Here is a 17,016-nt window from a genome sequence, read left to right on the forward strand (position 1 = left end):
TCTCCCGGCGCGGGCGGCGTGGGTCGCTGATGGATGGAATCAGGCGGATGGAATCAGGCGGCCCGCACGGTGTTGAGGAAGCCGCTGACCTCGGTCCGCAAGGTTCCGGTCTGTTGGGACAGATGTTGGAAGGCGTCGAGCACCTCGCGGGCGACCTTGCCGCTTTGATCGGCGGACGCGGTGACGCCGACGATGGAGGCCGACACCTCGTTCGTGCCGCTGGCCGCCTGCTGGATGTTCCGGGCGATTTCGCGGGTGGCGGCGCCCTGCTCCTCGACCGCCGAGGCGATGGACCCGGCGATCTGGTTGAGCTGGGTGATGACGTTGGCGACGCTGTTGATTTCGGTCACAGTTTCGCCGGTCGCCGATTGCACGCCCGCCACATGGGCGGCGATTTCCTCCGTCGCCTTGGCGGTTTGGCTGGCCAGTTGCTTGACCTCAGACGCGACGACGGCGAATCCCTTGCCGGCCTCTCCGGCGCGGGCCGCTTCGATGGTGGCGTTCAGCGCCAACAGATTGGTCTGGCTGGCGATGGAGTTGATGAGATCGACCACCGCGCCGATGCGTTCCACCGCCTGCGCCAACCCGGCGATGCGGCTGTTGGCGCGTTCGGCCTGATGCTCCGCCGTCGCCGCCATGGCGCTGGATTTGGCGACCTGCGAGGAAATCTCGTTGATCGAGGCGGCGAGTTCTTCGGATGCCGACGCCACCGTCTGCACGTTCACCGCCGTCTGTTCGGTCGCCGCCGACACGGCGGCGGCCAGCCGGTCGGTTTCCGCCGTGGCTTCGGTTATGGCGCGGGCCTGCTGTTCCATCGACGCGGTCTTTTCGGCGACCGAGCGGATCACGCCGCCGACGGTGCATTCAAAGGTCGAGGCCAGGCGCTCCATCGACTGGCGCTTTTCGGCGACGGCGCGCTGTTCGGCGGCGACCTGTTCGGCTTCCAGCCGTTGTTTGGCGACGGCGTTGTCCTGAAACACCTGGACCGCGCGGCCCATTTCGCCGATTTCATCGCCGCGCCCGGCTTCTGGAAAGGACAGATCAAGGCGCCCGGCGGCCAGAGCCGCCATCTTGCCGCTCAACCCGCGCACCGCGTCGCTGATGCTGTGCCCGGTCCAGGCGATGGCGGCGATCACCGGCAGGGCGAAGCCAACGACGATGAGCGCCAACCACAGAGCGTGGCGGCGGAATTCGGCTTGCAGATCATCCATATACACGCCGGTGGAAATGAACATGCTCCAAGGGGTGAAGCTCTTCACATAAGACGCCTTGGGCGAGGGTTCGGTCTGGCCAGAGCGGGGAAACGAGTATTCGACCACGCCCTCGCCATGGGATTTGGCGACGTTGACCATCTCAATGGCGAAGAGCTTGCCATTGCCATCCTTCACCTGGGCCATGGATTTGCCCACCAAGTCGGGGCGCGCCGGGTTGACGATGTTGACAGCATCCATGTCGGCGACAAAGATGTAGTCGCTCTTGTCCGCGCCGTACCGCATGCTGTTGAGGGTGAAGCGCAGGCGCGTCAACGCCTCGTCGCGGCTCATCGCGCCCTTTTGCACCTCGCCATCCAAAGCCGTGGCCAGACCATGCGCCGTTTCAACCACGGTGCGCAGGCTGGCGATGCGGTCCTCGTACATTTGCTTGTAGCTAAGCCACAGCCCGCCACCGGCCACCGTCAAGACGGCCAGGGTGGTCAATGCGACCAAACCCATCAGCTTGGCTTTCAAAGACAATGTTTTCATGGCTGGTTCTTTCTGGCTTTAGCGAGTGCTCTAAAAGGAGGCAAAAAGCGCGCCAATTTCACGAGTGGGTGGATGGAAAATGTTGGGCTGCAAGATTCTTGAATATTAGGTGTTTATGATGCGAAGTTGAGGCGTTCCAAGCGGCTGAGGGCGGCGGCCTGCCGTGGAAACTGCAAATTGCAGTGCATATTGGGGCATGCATTTTCAGTATGCGAAAACCGACAGGCCGCGACGGGCGGAATGGGAACGTCCTCCGTCGCGGCCTTGCCGAGCGTCACGTCGTCGGGCGTTCCACCAAGATCACCCGGAAGTCGTTGACGTTGGTCCGCGTCGGGCCGGTGACGACCAGATCGCCCAACGCCTTGAAAAAGCTGTAGCCGTCGTTGTTCGCCAGGAAGGCTTTGGCGTCCAGGCCAAGGGCGGCGGCGCGCGCCAGCGTGTCGGGGTGCAGGATGGCCCCGGCGTTGTCCTCCGTCCCGTCGATGCCGTCGGTGTCGAAGGCGGCGGCGTGGATTCCAGGATGGCCGCCCAGCGCCACGGCGAGCGCCAGCAGGAATTCGACGTTGCGCCCGCCGCGCCCGGAGCCGCGCACCGTCACCGTGGTTTCGCCGCCCGACAGGATCACGGCGGGGGCGGGCGCCGGTTGGCCGTGGCGGGCGATCTGGCGGGCGATTCCGGCATGGACCTTGGCGACCTCGCGCGCTTCGCCTTCGATGGCGTCGCCCAGGATGATTGGGGCGAAGCCGCGCGCGCGGGCCAGCGTCGCGGCCGCTTCCAGCGCGTCTTGCGGGGTGGCGATGATGGTGGTGACGGCGCCCGCCAAACGCGGATCACCGGGCTTGGGCGTCTCGTCCGCCCCCTGGTCCAAATAGGCGGCGACGGCGGGCGGCGGGGTGATGCCATGCTTGGCGAGAATGGCGCGGGCGTCGGCGACGCTGGTCGGGTCCGGCACGGTCGGGCCGCTGGCGATCACCGACGGGTCGTCGCCCGGCACGTCCGACACCAGCAGCGACACGACCCGCGCCGGGTGCGCCGCCGCCGCCAGCCGTCCGCCCTTGATCGCCGACAGATGCTTGCGCACGCAATTCATCTCGGCGATGTCGGCCCCGCTTTTCAGCAGCGCCTTGCCGACCGCGCGCTTGTCCTCCAGCGACACGCCGGGCGCGGGCAGGGCCAGCAGGGCGGAGCCGCCGCCGGAGATCAGGCACAGCACCAGATCATCCGCCGTCAGCCCCTGGACCATCTCCAGAATCCGCCCCGCCGCGTCCTGCCCCGCCGCGTCCGGCACCGGGTGGCTGGCCTGCACCACCTCGATCCGGCGGGTCGGCAGATCATGGCCGTAGCGGGTGACGACCAGCCCGGACAGCGGCCCCGGCCAATGATCCTCCACCGCCTTCGCCATGGCGGCGGCGGCCTTCCCGGCCCCGACCACGACGGTGCGGCCCTTGGGCGGGGGCGGCAGGGCGGCGGGCAACCGGCTGTCGGCGGTCACGGCGGACAAGGCGGCCTGGAACAGATCCTGGAGCAGGGCGTCGGGGAGCAGGGCGTCGGCGGTCATGCGGACTCGGGTTTGGCTGGTGGTTGGGCGTGGTAGAATGCACCGGATCGCTTTGAACGCAAATGGCGAGACGACCCACGCCGCCACCTTGTCACGACGGAATGAAATTGACCTTTACGTAAACGTCATCTAACTTTCGCGTCACGGATGATCCGTGATCCCAGCGCCATGAAGAGCGCCCTTGTCCGCCGGAGGAATCGCCCCGTGAGCCAGCCCGCCGCCAGCCCCTACCCGCATCTGCTCGCCCCGCTCGATCTTGGCTTCACGGTGCTGAAAAACCGCGTGCTGATGGGGTCGATGCACACCGGCCTGGAAGACCGCCGCCGCGACTTCCCCAAGCTGGCCGCCTATTTCGCCGAACGGGCGCGCGGCGGGGTCGGGTTGATGGTGACGGGCGGCTTCGCGCCCAATGTGGAAGGCTGGCTGTCGCCCTTCGGCTCGACCCTGGCCCGTCATTCGACGGCGCAGGCGCACCGAATCATCACCGACGCGGTTCATGCCGAGGGCGGCAAGATCGCCCTGCAAATCCTCCACGCCGGGCGCTACGCTCACAGCCCGCTGTCGGTCGCGCCCTCCCGCATCAAATCGCCGATCACCCCCTTCACCCCGCGCGCGCTGACCAACCGGGGGGTGGAGCGCCAGATCCGCGCCTTCGTCCGCTGCGCCACGCTGGCGCGCGAGGCCGGGTATGACGGGGTCGAGGTGATGGGGTCGGAAGGCTACCTCATCAACCAGTTCCTGGTGACGCACACCAACCAGCGCACCGACCGCTGGGGCGGTTCCTACGAAAACCGCATGCGCTTCCCGGTGGAGATCGTCTCGCGCATGCGCGAGGCGGTCGGGCGCGACTTCATCATCATCTTCCGCCTGTCGATGCTCGACCTTGTCCCCGACGGCAGCAGTTGGGAGGAGGTCGTCCAACTGGCCAAGGCGATCGAGGCGGCGGGCGCCACCATCATCAACACCGGCATCGGCTGGCACGAGGCCCGCGTCCCCACCATCGCCACCAGCGTGCCGCGCGGGGCCTTCGCCTGGGTGACGCAAAAGCTGAAGGGCGAGGTGTCGATCCCGCTCTGCACCACGAACCGCATCAACGCGCCCGACGTCGCCGAAGGCATTCTGGCCGACGGCTGCGCCGACATGGTGTCGATGGCCCGCCCGCTGCTGGCCGACCCGGAGTTCGTCAAAAAGGCGGCGGCGGGCCGCCCGCAGGCGATCAACACCTGCATCGCCTGCAACCAGGCCTGTCTGGATCACGTTTTTTCGCGCAAGCTGGCGAGCTGTCTGGTCAACCCGCGCGCCTGCCACGAAACCGAATTGCCGACGGCCAGCCCGGCCAAGCGGGCCAAGCGCGTCGCCGTGGTCGGCGCCGGCCCGGCGGGCTTGAGCTGCTCCACCGAATTGGCGGCGCGCGGGCATGAGGTGCATCTGTTCGACGCGGCGGCGGAGATCGGCGGCCAGTTCAACATGGCCAAGCGGATCCCCGGCAAGGAGGAGTTCTTTGAGACCCTGCGCTACTTCGCCAACCGGCTGGACGAAACCGGGGTGCGTCTGCATCTGGGCCAAAAGGTGACGGCGGACGAGCTGGCGCGCGGCGGCTTCGACGATGTGGTTCTGGCGACCGGCGTCCGCCCGCGCGACCCGAAGATCCCCGGCCAGTCGCACCCGATGGTGCTGAGCTACATCGACGTGCTGCGCGACGCCAAGCCGGTGGGCCGCCGCGTCGCCGTGGTGGGGGCGGGCGGCATCGGCTTCGACATCTGCGAGTTTCTGTCCCAAGACGGCCCCTCGCCCAGCCTGGACATCGACCTCTGGCGGCGGGAGTGGGGCGTGGGCGATCCGTCCGCCGCGCGCGGCGGCGTCGCCGGGATTCGCCCGCACGTCGCCCCGGCGGAACGCCAGATCACCCTGCTCCAGCGCAAGGCGAGCAAGCCGGGCGCGGGCTTGGGCAAAACCACCGGCTGGATCCACCGGGCGCAGTTGAAGATGAAGGGCGTCGAGGCGCTGTCCGGCGTCAATTACGAGCGCATCGACGACGACGGCCTGACCATCAGCTTTGGCGAGAAGCGCGAAAAGCCGCAATTGCTGGCGGTGGACAACGTCATCCTGTGCACCGGGCAGGAGCCGCTGCGCGAACTGAGCCACCCGCTGGAGGCGGCGGGCGTCCGCGTCCATCTGATCGGCGGGGCCGACGTGGCGGCGGAGTTGGACGCCAAGCGGGCGATTGACCAGGGGGTGCGGCTGGCGGCGACGCTGTGACGGCGGACGGTCGGCGCGTGATCTATCGGCGCGTTCTGGCCATCGCGTGTTTGATCCGTGTGTTCTATGCTCCCGACGCCAGCGGCGCGCGCGCCGAGCCTTGCCAGGAGTCCTGATATGAGCGTCATTGCGACGGAAGTTCCCTTCACGCTTCCCATCGGCTACCGCGACGCGGACGGCGCGCTGCACAAGGACGGGGTGATGCGTCTGGCCACGGCGGGCGACGAGATTCTGCCGCTGAAAGACCATCGGGTGCAGTCCAACCCGGCCTATCTGACCATCATCCTCCTGTCGCGGGTGATCGTGCGTTTGGGAACGCTGGACATGATAAACACCAAAGTCATTGAGGATCTGTTCGCGGCGGACTTCGCCTATCTGCAAAAACTCTACGACACCATCAACAATGTGAAGGGGGAGGCGGAGTAAGCCGCGCGCGGCGGACTCACCGTTCCATTTTGGTGGAGAGGACGATGGACGACATCGTTTTTTCCACCCCCGGCAGCCGCCCGATGGCGTCGAGCGCGGCGTCCATCGCGTCGTGGCTGTCGGCGCTGACGGTGGCGCACAGGTCATATTGGCCGCTGATGCTGTGCAGGCGGGTCAATTCCGGCATCTTGCGCAGGGCGTGCACCACCCGGTCGGCCAGCTTGGCGTTGACCGTCATCATCACCAGCGCCGACACGCCGCGCCGGGGCGCGGAATCGCCCAGCCGCACCGTGTAACCGGCGATGGCCCCCGTCCGCTCCAGCCGCGCCAAGCGATCCTGCACGGTGGAGCGCGACAAACCCAGCGCGCGGCCCAGCGCCGCCGTGCTGGTGCGCGCGTTCAACGTCAACAGGTCGATGAGTTGGCGGTCGAGATCGTCCATGGGCGTGCCGGGTCGCGTCCTGCGGGGTGGTGATCGTGACCCGCTTGATATCCGGCGGTGCGTCCAGCGGCAAGGCCGCTTGGCGGTTCCGTCATTCGGCGTTCAGCGCCGCCCAAGCCTCGACGAAGCGCTTGGCCCGCACGGCGATGTGCTCCACCGGCAGGCCGGGGCTGTAGAGCGCGGATCCCAGCCCGAACCCGGCGGCTCCGGCGTCCACATAAGCGCGCATGGTGTCGGGGGTGACGCCGCCGACCGGCAGCAGGCGCAGGTCGCGCGGCAGCACGGCGCGCAGGGCCTTGACGATGGCGGGCGGAATCATCTCCGCCGGAAACAGCTTCAGCGCGTCGGCCCCGGCGGCGAGCGCGGCGAAGGCCTCCGTCGCGGTGGCGACGCCGGGCGTGCAGATCAGACCATGGGCCTTGGCGGCGCGGATCACCGCCGTGTCGGCGTGCGGCATCACCACCAGATCGGCCCCGATTTCGGCCAGCCGCTCCACCGCCTCCACCGTCAGCACGGTCCCGGCCCCGACCAGCGCGTCGGGCGGCAGGCGGCGGCGGATCGCGGCGATGCTGGCGAAGGGATCGGGCGAGTTCAGCGGCACCTCGATCAAGCGAAACCCGGCGTCGTAGAGCGTGACCCCGACCTCTTCGGCCTCGACGGGTTTCAGGCCGCGCAGAATGGCGACCAGGGGCAGGGTGGCAAAGGCGCGGTCGAAGCGGGTGGCGATGTCGGTCATGGAAAGGCTTCCTCGGGCGGAGCCGCAGGGGCGGCGAAGGGTGGGCGCAGGGACTCAGGGCGCGGCGGCGATCAGCCCGGCGGCGGCGGCGAATTGGAACAGCCCGCGCGGGGCCGTGTTGCCAAGCTGGGCGGTGACGGTCGCGCCGAAATGGTCCAGCGCGCGGGCGTAGCGGCGGCACAGCCCGGCGTCGCCGATCAACAGCAAGGGAGCGCCGTTTGGCCAAACCCGCCGCGTCATGGCGAGGCTGGCGGTCAGCTCATGCCCGATCAACAGGCCGGACAGGTAATGGCTCAACGCCTCGGGCGGCAGGCGGCGGGTCAGGCCGAGCGTGCGGGTGGCGAAGAGTTGGTGCGGCAGGGCGCCGGGTTCGCCGTCGCGGGCGGCGTCCAGGCCCAGGGCGAAGGCGGCGGCCTCGTCCTGCGGGCTGGCGACGCCCTCGGCGGGCATCAGCCGCCCAAGCAGCGAGTGGTTTTTCAGCACGGCGAACAGCTCGCCGGTCATGTGGGTGGCGAATCCGACGATCTTGCCGTCGGCGACCCGCACCCATTTGGAATGGGTGCCGGGCATGGCGACGCAGGCGCTGGCCGCCCAAGCCGGGTTTTCGGCGAGCGCGCCCGCGATCTGCACCTCTTCCCCCCGCATCACGTCGGGAGCGGCGTCGGGCGGGTCATACAGCACGCCCGGCGCGATCAGCAGACGCCGCCCGTCGGCGACCTCCACCCACGCCGCGTGGTCGGCCAGACTGCGGGCGTCCGCCGGGCAGGGGACATAGGGGGCCTCGACCCAGCCCTGGGCGCTGCCGACCATGCCGCCCGCCACCACCGGCAGATCCGGGCAGGCCGCCAGCCAATCGCCGCACAGCGCGGCGAAGGCGGCCTCGAACCCCGCCGCGCCGGGATGCGGCAGATGTTGGATGCCGTGCGGGCTGGCGCGTTCGGCCAACACGCCGCCCGCCTCGTCCATCAGAAAGCCGCGCAGGCTGGAGGTTCCCCAATCCAGCGCGACGAGAACCGGGGAGCCGGTGGAATCAAAATGGTCGGTCATGCCGCAGTCCATCCCAAATCACAGGAAATCGCGTCCGCCGCCGCGCGGACCAGGGGGCCAAGCGCGCGCATGCGGTCGTCGGGCATATAGGGGGTGGCGCTGGCGACGCTGATCGCCCCCGCCACGCCGCCGCGCGCGTCGCGCACCGGGGCGGCGACGCAGCGGATCCCCAACTCATTCTCTTCCAGATCAAAGGCCCAGCCCCAGGCGGCGTAATCGGCCATCCGCGCCGCGAATTCCGGCCAGGGCGGCGGGCGGGGCCGGTCGGCGGGGGTGGCGGGGGCGGCGGACTCCTCCGGGCAGGCCCGCGCGTGCAGTCCGGCCCAACGCGCCGGATCCAGCCCCAGCATCAACGCCTTGCCGATCCCGGTCGAGGCCAGCGGCATCCGCAGCCCGGCGCGCGAACGCATCTCCAACCCGCGCGTTCCGGCGATCTTGTCGAGATAAAACACCTCGTCCCCCTCGGCCACGCCAAGATGGACGGTGTCGCCGGTCTGGCGGGCCAACGCCTCGATGCGCGGGCGGGCGACGGCGACCAGCGGGCGCTGCTCCAACGCCTTCTGCCCCAGTTGGATCAGCTTCGACCCCAGCAGATAGCCCTTGTGCGGGATGTGGTGCAGATAGCCTTCGGCGACCAAACTGGTCAGCATCCGGTGGGTGGTGCTGCGCGGGGTTCCCAGCCGCGCCGCGATCCCCTTCACGTCCCCCACCCCCGCCGCCACGCATTCCAACAGCGTCAACCCCCGCAGCAAGGTCTGCGTCCCGGCGGGCTTGGCGGGGGCGTCGGCGTTGTCGGCGTCGTCAAGAGTCATGGGGGCGGTCATGGGGGGGCGCGCGTCGTCCAGGAATGGCGCGATGCTAGGGCGATGGGTGGTGTTGTGTCAAATAGTAAACGTATGTCTCATATAATGAGATAATTGGGTCGATCACGCCGCCCTGTGCAGGCGACCGTCCTGCAAGCGCAGGGTTTGGTCGGCCCAGCCGGTCAGCGGGTTGTGGCTGGTGGACAGGATGGCGGTTCCGCTGGCGCGGGCCATGTCGGACAGAACGGCCAGGGCGTGGGCGGCGCGGGCCGGGTCCAGGCCGCGCAGCGGGTCGTCCAGCAGCAAAAGCCGGGGGGTGCCGGCCACCAGACCGGCCAGAGTCACCAACCGGCGTTCCCCCGCGCTGAGCGCTTGCGGCGGGCGGTCGGCCAGTGGGGCGAGGCCGAAACGGTCGATCGCCTGTTCGACCCGCCGCCGCCGGTCGGGCGGGCGCAGACCGGCGCGGGTCAGGGCGAAGCCGATCTCCGACCGCACGGTTTCCCCAAAGAAATGCCGGGGCGGCTCTTGCGGCAGAAAGCCCACCCGGCCCGGCAGGTCGCGCGGCGCCGGGTTGTCCACATCCATCACGGTGACGCTGCCGCCCGCCACCGGCGCTGCCCCGATCAGGCAGCGCAGAAGCGTGCTTTTCCCCGCCCCGTTCAGGCCGCAAATGTGGGTTCGCCCGCCCGCCGCCACGCTCAGGGTCAGCCGGTCGAGCAACGGCGCGCCATCCTCGCGCAGCACTCGCAAATCCTGCGCCCGCAGCACCGCCCGCCCGGCGTCGGCTGTGGCGGCGGTGGGGATGTTTGGATCCGTCGGCTCCTCCGCCCAGGCCAAGGCGGCGGCGCCCGCTGTCTGCGGAAGCGGCATGCGCAGATGGACGCTGCACAGCCCGACCGCCGCGCCCTCCGCGTGGGCGGTCAGCAGGATGATCCTCCCCGCGCTCAAGCGCCGCCGGATCGCCGCGCGCAGCCGTTGCACGCCGTCGTGGTCCAAGGCGGCGAACGGCTCGTCCAGCAGCAGAACCGCCGGATCGCGGGCCAGCGCGGCGGCGATGGCGACGCCGTGCCGCTCCCCCATCGACAGGCTGTCCACCCGGCGCGCCGCCAAGCCGCTCAGCCCCATGTCAGCCAGCGCCCCGGCGATCCGCCGCTCCCGCTCCCCCTCGCTCAGCGGCAACCCGCGCAGCGCCCGCCCGACGGCTTCGGCCACGTCGCCGCGCGGGGCGTCGGTCTCAGCGATGTGCGGGACCAGGGCGACGGGGCAGGCGGTTCCCACCGGCACGGCGACGCCGCCATCCACCGCCAACACCCGGCCATCCCACCCGGCGACGCCCGCCAGCGCCTGCAACACCGAGGTCTTGCCGGTCCCGGTCGGCCCGGAAATCAGCCCGCATTGCCCCGCCGTCAAGTGAATCCGGCCAAGCCGAACCCACGCGGTCCCCTGCCCGACGATGAGGATGGGAGGCTGCATCGCCAATCCTTTCTGAACCCGCCAGTATGACCCCGCCAACCGCGCGGGGCGCCGCTGCGGCAATCGCTATATTCAGTAGGATATAATGATTGTGTGCGGCGCACAAGACGGCTCCCCCCCCGCCATTGCCCATTCTTTGACCACGCCCTTTTCGTGATCGTTTGAAAGTCTTTTCAGCCGGGCCGATCTGGTGGACAGTTCATGGTGGTGAAACACTGGAAGGGTCGCAGCGTCCCCGCCACCCGAACGAACCAGCAGGATTCGGCCCATGCGCGAAAGCCTTCGCTTTTATCTGGGGGATGAGTTGCGGGAGATCCGCGACGTTGATCCGACCCTGACGGTTCTCGACTGGCTGCGGCTGGACCAGCGGCGCACCGGCACGAAGGAGGGCTGCGCGGAGGGCGATTGCGGGGCCTGCACCGTGGTGGTCGGGCGGCTCGATTCCGATGGCGCCCTGCGGTATGAGGCGGTGAACGCCTGCATCCGCTTCCTCGCCACGCTCGACGGTTGCCAGTTGTTGACGGTGGAGCATCTGCGCGGGCCGGACGGCGCGCTGCACCCGGCGCAACAGGCGATGGTCGATTGCCACGGCTCGCAATGCGGCTTCTGCACGCCGGGCTTCGTCCTGTCGCTGTTCGCGCTCTATCTGAACGAGGATCGCCCCGGCTCTGAGCGGATCAACGACGCGCTGGCCGGGAATCTCTGCCGCTGCACCGGCTATGAACCCATCGTCCAGGCGGCGCGCCGCATGTATGAGTTGGGCGACCGGGCGGCCGACCGCTTCGCCGACCGCGCCGCGACCGCCGCGCGGCTGGCGGCGCTGGCCGACGCCGACTGCCTGTCGGTCGGCGCGGCGGGCCGCCGCTTTCTCGCCCCCGCCACGGCGGATCAATTCGCCGACCTCTACGCCGCCAACCCCGACGCCACCATCGTCGCCGGGGCGACCGACGTCGGGCTGTGGGTGACGAAGTTTCAGCGCGTGCTCGCCACCGTGCTTTACACCGGGCGGGTTCAGGAGTTGCGCCGCGTCGTGGATCGTGGCGACGCGCTGGAGATCGGCGCGGGCGTCACCTACCGCGACGCCGCCGCGCCCATCGCAGCGCTCTACCCGGATTTCGGCGAGTTGATCCGCCGCATCGGCGCGGAGCAGGTGCGCAACGTCGGCACCATCGGCGGCAACATCGCCAACGGCTCCCCCATCGGCGACAGCCCGCCCGCGCTGATCGCGCTGGGGGCGTCGATCCGGTTGCGGCGGGGGTCGGAGCGGCGGGTCTTGCCGCTGGAAGACTTCTTCCTCGCCTATGGCCAGCAAGACCGCCGTCCGGGCGAGTTTGTCGAGGCCATCCTGTTGCCCAAACCGCAGCCGGGCGAGCGGTTCCGCGCCTACAAGATCGCCAAGCGCTTCGACCAGGACATTTCCGCCGTCTGCGGCGCCTTCCGCCTGCGGTTGGACGCGGACGGGCGGGTGGCTGACCTTCGCGCCGCCTTTGGCGGCATGGCCGGAACGCCCAAGCGCGCCAGCGGCACCGAAGCGGCGCTGATCGGCCTGCCCTGGACCGAGGCCAACGTCCGCGCCGCGATGACGGCGCTGCGCGGCGATTTCACCCCGCTGTCGGATTGGCGGGCCAGCGCCGCCTACCGCAGCGAGGTGGCGGCCAACCTGCTGCTGAAGCTCTATGTCGAGACGACCGACCCCGACGCCGACACGCGTCTGGTCGGCGACCGGAGGCTTGCCCATGCCTGACGCCGCTCTGCCCGTCCCGACCATCTCGGCCATCGACGGGGCCGTCCACTCCCCGCGTCCGCATGAAAGCGCGCACAAGCATGTCAGCGGCGAGGCGGTTTACATCGACGACATCGCCGAACCCGCCGGGCTGCTGCACGTCGCGCTAGGGCTGAGCGCCAAGGCGCACGCGCGCGTCACGGCGCTCGACCTGTCGCGGGTGCGCGCCGCGCCGGGGGTGGCGGTCGTCGTCACCGCCGCCGACGTGCCCGGCGTCAACGACATTGGTTACATGGGCAAGGGCGACGAGCCGCTGTTCGCCAGCGATCTGGTCCAGCATGTCGGCCAACCCCTGTTCGCCGTCGCCGCGCACACCCGCGACCAAGCCCGCCGCGCCGCCGCGCTGGCCGACGTGACCTATGAGGATTTGCCCGCCATCCTGACCATCGCCGCCGCGCGCGACGGCGAGCGGACGCTCGTCACCGCGCCGATGACCCTGACGGTGGGCGACAGCGCGGCGGCGCTGGCCGAAGCGCCGCGCCGCCTCGACGGTCGGCTGGCGGTCGGCGGGCAGGAGCATTTCTATCTGGAAAGCCAGATCGCCCTGGCGATCCCCGGCGAGGATGAGGAGGTGCTGGTCCATGTCTCCACCCAGCACCCGACGGAGGTCCAGCACATCGTCGCCCACATCCTGCACGTCCCCAACGGGGCGGTGACGGTGGAGGTGCGGCGGATGGGCGGCGGCTTTGGCGGGAAGGAGACGCAAGCCAACCTGTTTGCCGCCTGCGCCGCCCTGATCGCCAAAAAGACCGGGCGCGCCGCCAAGCTGCGCCCCGACCGCGACGATGATTTCCAGATCACCGGCAAGCGCCATGACTTCGAGATCGACTATGCGGTGGGCTTCACCGACGAGGGCCTCGTCACCGGGGTGGAGATGCTGTTCGCCGCGCGGGCGGGCTACGCCGCCGACCTGTCCGGGCCGGTGACGGACCGCGCGCTGTTCCACGCCGACAATTGCTACCACTACCCCGCCGCCCGGCTGGAATCGCTGCCGCTGAAGACCAACACGGTGTCGAACACCGCCTTTCGCGGCTTTGGCGGGCCGCAGGGCATGGTCGCGGCGGAACGGGTGATCGACGAGATCGCCTTCGCGCTGGGCGCGGATCCCTTGACCATCCGCAAGCGCAATTTCTACGGCGTGGAGGACCGCAACCTCACCCCCTATCACCAGATCGTCGCCGACAACATCATCCCTGAACTGGTGGCGGAGCTGGAAGCCGATTGCGGTTATTGGGAGCGCCGGGCCGCCATCCGCGCCCACAACGCGCGCAGCCGGATCTTGAAAAAGGGGCTGGCGCTGACTCCGGTGAAGTTCGGCATTTCCTTCACCGCCACCCATTACAACCAAGCGGGCGCGCTGGTTCATGTCTACACCGACGGCAGCGTCCAGGTGAATCACGGCGGGACCGAGATGGGGCAGGGGCTGCACACCAAGGTGGCCCAGATCGTCGCCGAGGAATTCCAGATCGACATCGCCCAGGTCCGCCCGACGGCGACGACCACCGGCAAGGTGCCCAACACCTCGGCCACCGCCGCGTCTTCGGGGACCGATTTGAACGGCAAGGCGGCGCAGAACGCCGCCCGCGCCATCAAGGAGCGGCTGGCCGCCTTCGCCGCCGAACGCTGGGGCGTCGCCGCCGACGCGGTGGTCTTCGCGCCGGGCCGAATCCAGGCGGGCGACCAGTCGATGAGCTTTCCCGAACTGGTCCGCGCCGCCTACATGGCGCGGGTGCAACTGTCGGCCACCGGCTTTTACAAGACGCCGAAGATTCATTGGGACCGCGCGGCGGGGCGGGGGACGCCGTTCTTTTATTACGCCTATGGCGCGGCGTGCAGCGAGGTGACAGTGGACACGCTGACCGGGGAGTATGTGGTGGACCGGGTGGACATTCTGCATGATTGCGGACGCTCGCTGAACCCGGCCATCGACAAGGGCCAGATCGAGGGCGGCTTCGTCCAGGGCATGGGCTGGCTGACGATGGAGGAATTGTGGTGGGACGGGCAGGGCCGCCTGCGCACCCACGCGCCCAGCACCTATAAGATCCCGGCCTGCGGCGACCGTCCGCGCGTGTTCAACGTCCGCCTGCTCGACAACGCCCCCAACCGCGAGGACAGCGTGTTCCGCTCCAAGGCGGTGGGCGAGCCGCCCTTCATGCTGGGGATGTCGGTGTTGCACGCGCTGTCGGACGCCGTGGCCAGCGTCGCCGATCACCGTTTCTGCCCGCAACTTGACGCGCCCGCCACGCCGGAACGGGTGTTGGCGACCATCGGGCGGCTGCGCGCCCGCGCCGCCGGGGTCTGATGGGCGGGTTGTCCGAGACGCTGGCCGACTGGCTGGCGCGCGGCGAGGCGGCGGTTCTCGTCACGGTGGCCGAAACGCGCGGCTCAACCCCGCGCGAGGTCGGGGCGGCGATGCTGGTGACGGCGCATGACAGTCGCGGCACCGTCGGCGGCGGACGCTTGGAATGGACGGCGGTGGAGCGCGCCCGCGCCATGCTGGTCGAGGGCGTCACTGCCGACCGGCTGGATCTGCCGCTGGGTCCGGCCATCGGGCAATGCTGCGGCGGCCATGTTGCGCTGTCGTTGGAACGCGCCGACGCCGCGACGGTCCTGGCGCTGGCCGAAGGGGAACGTCGCGCGGCGGACGCCCGCCCGACCTTGCTGCTGTTCGGCGCCGGGCATGTGGGAAAGGCGATGGCGACGGCCTTCGCGCCGTTGCCGCTGCGCCTGCGCTGGATCGATTCCCGCGCGGGCGAGTTTCCCGAGGTCATTCCGCCGGGAGTCGAGCGAATCGTCACCGACCGACCGCTCGACCATCTGGCCCAGGCCCCCGCCGGGGCGGGCTATCTGGTGCTGACCCACAGCCACGCCCTGGATTTCGAGTTGACCGACGCGGCGCTGCGCCGGGGCGACGCGGCCTATGTCGGTCTGATCGGCTCCGCCACCAAGCGCAGCCGGTTTGAGCGCTGGAGCGCCGCCCGCGCCTATGACCCAGCCTTGCGTGATCCGGCCTTGCTGTCGCGGCTGACCTGCCCCATCGGCGCGGCCTTGACCGGGGACAAGCGCCCGGAGGTCATCGCCGCCCTGGTCGCGGCGGAGCTGTTGGTGGCCTTCGCCGCGCGCGGTTCATAAGCCCCCTCGACCACCGCCGGAGCGGAAAGCCGAGGGGGCGGACTCACAATCAACCCAGAAATCAGCCCAGATCGAACTTGATGCCCTGGGCCAGCGGCAGCGCCGCCGAGTAGTTCACCGTCGCGGTCTGGCGGCGCATGTAGGCCTTCCAGGCGTCGGAGCCGGATTCGCGACCGCCGCCGGTTTCCTTTTCGCCGCCGAAGGCGCCGCCGATTTCGGCGCCGCTCGGGCCGATGTTGACGTTGGCGATGCCGCAATCCGACCCCGCCGCCGACAGGAAGCGTTCGGCTTCGCGCAGGTCGGTGGAGAAGATGCAGGAGGACAGGCCCTGCGGAACGCCGTTCTGCAAGGCGATGGCCTCCTCCAGCGTCTCATAGGTCAGGACGTAGAGGATCGGCGCGAAGGTTTCGTGGCGGACGACGTCGGTCTGGCCGGGCATCTCGACGATGGCCGGGGTGACGTAATAGCCGTTGGGGAAACGGTCGGTCAGCGTGCGTTCGCCGCCCGTCACCACGCCGCCCTCGGCCTTGGCCTTGGTCAGCGCGGTCTGCATGGCGGCGAAGGCGTCGGAATCGACCAACGGACCCATCAGCACGCCGGACTCCAGCGGGCTGCCGATGGGAACGGAGGCGTAGGCGGCCTTCAGGCGCAGCAACAGCGTCGGCGCGACGTCCTTGTGGACGATCAGGCGGCGCAGCGTGGTGCAGCGCTGGCCGCAGGTGCCGACGGCGGAAAACAGGATGGCGCGCAAGGCCATGTCGAGATCGGCGGACGGCGCGACGATCATCGCGTTGTTGCCGCCCAACTCCAGAATGCTGCGCCCGAAGCGTTCGGCCACCAGCTTGGCGACCTCGCGGCCCATGCGGGTGGAGCCGGTGGCCGAGACGATCGGCAGGCCGGGATGGGCGACCAGCGCCTCGCCCACGGCGCGACCGCCCTGGACGACCTGATTAAGATGGGCCGGGGCGTCGCCGAAGCGGGCGACGGCGCGCTCGAAAATCACCTGACAGGCGGCGGCGGTCAGCGGGGTCTTTTCCGACGGCTTCCAGATCACCGGATCGCCGCAAACCAGCGCCAGCGCGGCGTTCCACGACCACACCGCCACCGGGAAGTTGAAGGCGGAGATGACCAGACACGGACCCGTCGGGTGCCAGGTCTCGCGCATCGCGTGGCCCGGACGCTCCGACGCGATGGTCAGGCCGTAAAGCTGGCGCGACAGGCCGACGGCGAAGTCGCAGATGTCGATCATCTCCTGAACTTCGCCCAGACCTTCCTGATAGATCTTTCCGGCTTCCAGCGACACCAGACGGCCCAGATCCTCCTTGGCGGCGCGCAACTCCTCGCCCAGCAGGCGGACCAACTCGCCCCGGCGCGGGGCGGGAACGGTGCGCCACGCCTCGAACGCGCGGGCGGCGTTGGCGACGAGGTCCGGCACCAGCGCCGGATCGGTTTCCGCCACGGTGGCGAGCGTCGCGCCGTCCACCGGCGACCGCGCGGTCAGACCGGCGCCGGTCGAGGAAGTGAGGCCGAAACGGGAAAGGATGTCGCTGTGCTGCACCGGGATGGTTCCTTCTGACAAAACTTTGCGCGTCGCGTTGACCGACATTAGCGCTTC

Annotated in this window: 13 protein-coding genes; 5 read left to right on the forward strand and 8 right to left on the reverse strand. The window is 69.5% G+C overall.

Going from position 1 to position 17,016, the window contains the following annotated elements:
* Window positions 1-53: 53 nt before the first annotated feature.
* A complete protein-coding gene (locus D3877_RS13460) occupies window positions 54-1,742 on the reverse strand; it encodes a methyl-accepting chemotaxis protein (protein WP_119831299.1) in 1,689 nt (562 codons plus the stop codon).
* A 274-nt stretch (window positions 1,743-2,016) separates the two neighbouring features.
* On the reverse strand, window positions 2,017-3,300 hold the full coding sequence (locus tag D3877_RS13465; RefSeq protein WP_119831300.1) for a glycerate kinase type-2 family protein: 1,284 nt from the start codon (window positions 3,298-3,300) through the stop codon (window positions 2,017-2,019).
* A 204-nt stretch (window positions 3,301-3,504) separates the two neighbouring features.
* Here D3877_RS13465 and D3877_RS13470 point away from each other — a divergent pair, with 204 nt between their 5' ends.
* Both D3877_RS13470 and D3877_RS13475 read left to right on the forward strand, forming a co-directional pair.
* Window positions 3,505-5,559 carry an NADPH-dependent 2,4-dienoyl-CoA reductase gene (locus D3877_RS13470; RefSeq protein WP_238474876.1) on the forward strand — a complete coding sequence of 685 codons (2,055 nt, stop codon included), beginning with the start codon at window positions 3,505-3,507 and terminating at the stop codon, window positions 5,557-5,559.
* Between the two features lie 117 nt (window positions 5,560-5,676).
* On the forward strand, window positions 5,677-5,985 hold the full coding sequence (locus tag D3877_RS13475; protein ID WP_119831301.1) for a hypothetical protein: 309 nt from the start codon (window positions 5,677-5,679) through the stop codon (window positions 5,983-5,985).
* Window positions 5,986-6,001: 16 nt separating this feature from the next.
* Here D3877_RS13475 and D3877_RS13480 read toward each other — a convergent pair whose 3' ends face one another.
* The 5 genes from D3877_RS13480 to D3877_RS13500 all read right to left on the reverse strand — a co-directional run bounded on the left by D3877_RS13480 (window position 6,002) and on the right by D3877_RS13500 (window position 10,486).
* The gene (locus D3877_RS13480; protein ID WP_119831302.1) at window positions 6,002-6,427 is read right to left on the reverse strand and encodes an Lrp/AsnC family transcriptional regulator; all 426 of its coding nucleotides are present in this window, start codon (window positions 6,425-6,427) and stop codon (window positions 6,002-6,004) included.
* A 91-nt stretch (window positions 6,428-6,518) separates the two neighbouring features.
* Window positions 6,519-7,163, reverse strand: a complete 645-nt coding sequence (locus tag D3877_RS13485; protein ID WP_119831303.1) for a 2-dehydro-3-deoxy-6-phosphogalactonate aldolase — start codon at window positions 7,161-7,163, stop codon at window positions 6,519-6,521.
* A gap of 54 nt (window positions 7,164-7,217) precedes the next feature.
* The gene (locus tag D3877_RS13490; RefSeq protein ID WP_119831304.1) at window positions 7,218-8,210 is read right to left on the reverse strand and encodes a 2-dehydro-3-deoxygalactonokinase; all 993 of its coding nucleotides are present in this window, start codon (window positions 8,208-8,210) and stop codon (window positions 7,218-7,220) included.
* Entirely contained in the window at window positions 8,207-9,034 is an 828-nt protein-coding gene (locus tag D3877_RS13495; RefSeq protein ID WP_119831305.1) for an IclR family transcriptional regulator, read from the reverse strand. The genes D3877_RS13490 and D3877_RS13495 overlap by 4 nt, the downstream gene beginning before the upstream one ends.
* 102 nt (window positions 9,035-9,136) lie before the next feature.
* Window positions 9,137-10,486, reverse strand: coding sequence for an ATP-binding cassette domain-containing protein (locus D3877_RS13500; protein ID WP_119831306.1), 1,350 nt, complete (start codon window positions 10,484-10,486; stop codon window positions 9,137-9,139).
* 268 nt (window positions 10,487-10,754) lie between these two features.
* On the opposite strand from D3877_RS13500, the gene xdhA reads away from it, so the two are divergent.
* Genes xdhA through xdhC form a run of 3 tightly spaced genes read left to right on the forward strand, consistent with a single transcriptional unit; the run spans window position 10,755 to window position 15,401 of the window.
* Window positions 10,755-12,230, forward strand: coding sequence for a xanthine dehydrogenase small subunit (gene xdhA / locus D3877_RS13505; protein WP_119831307.1), 1,476 nt, complete (start codon window positions 10,755-10,757; stop codon window positions 12,228-12,230).
* A complete protein-coding gene (gene xdhB / locus D3877_RS13510) occupies window positions 12,223-14,571 on the forward strand; it encodes a xanthine dehydrogenase molybdopterin binding subunit (RefSeq protein ID WP_119831308.1) in 2,349 nt (782 codons plus the stop codon). The genes xdhA and xdhB overlap by 8 nt, the downstream gene beginning before the upstream one ends.
* The gene (gene xdhC, locus D3877_RS13515) at window positions 14,571-15,401 is read left to right on the forward strand and encodes a xanthine dehydrogenase accessory protein XdhC (RefSeq protein ID WP_119831309.1); all 831 of its coding nucleotides are present in this window, start codon (window positions 14,571-14,573) and stop codon (window positions 15,399-15,401) included. The genes xdhB and xdhC overlap by 1 nt, the downstream gene beginning before the upstream one ends.
* A gap of 61 nt (window positions 15,402-15,462) precedes the next feature.
* Here the strand turns inward: xdhC and amaB are convergent, their stop codons facing one another.
* Window positions 15,463-16,959 carry an L-piperidine-6-carboxylate dehydrogenase gene (amaB, locus tag D3877_RS13520; protein ID WP_119832435.1) on the reverse strand — a complete coding sequence of 499 codons (1,497 nt, stop codon included), beginning with the start codon at window positions 16,957-16,959 and terminating at the stop codon, window positions 15,463-15,465.
* Window positions 16,960-17,016 lie beyond the last annotated feature (57 nt).

The sequence above is a fragment of the Azospirillum cavernae genome, from assembly GCF_003590795.1.
GTDB lineage: Bacteria > Pseudomonadota > Alphaproteobacteria > Azospirillales > Azospirillaceae > Azospirillum > Azospirillum cavernae.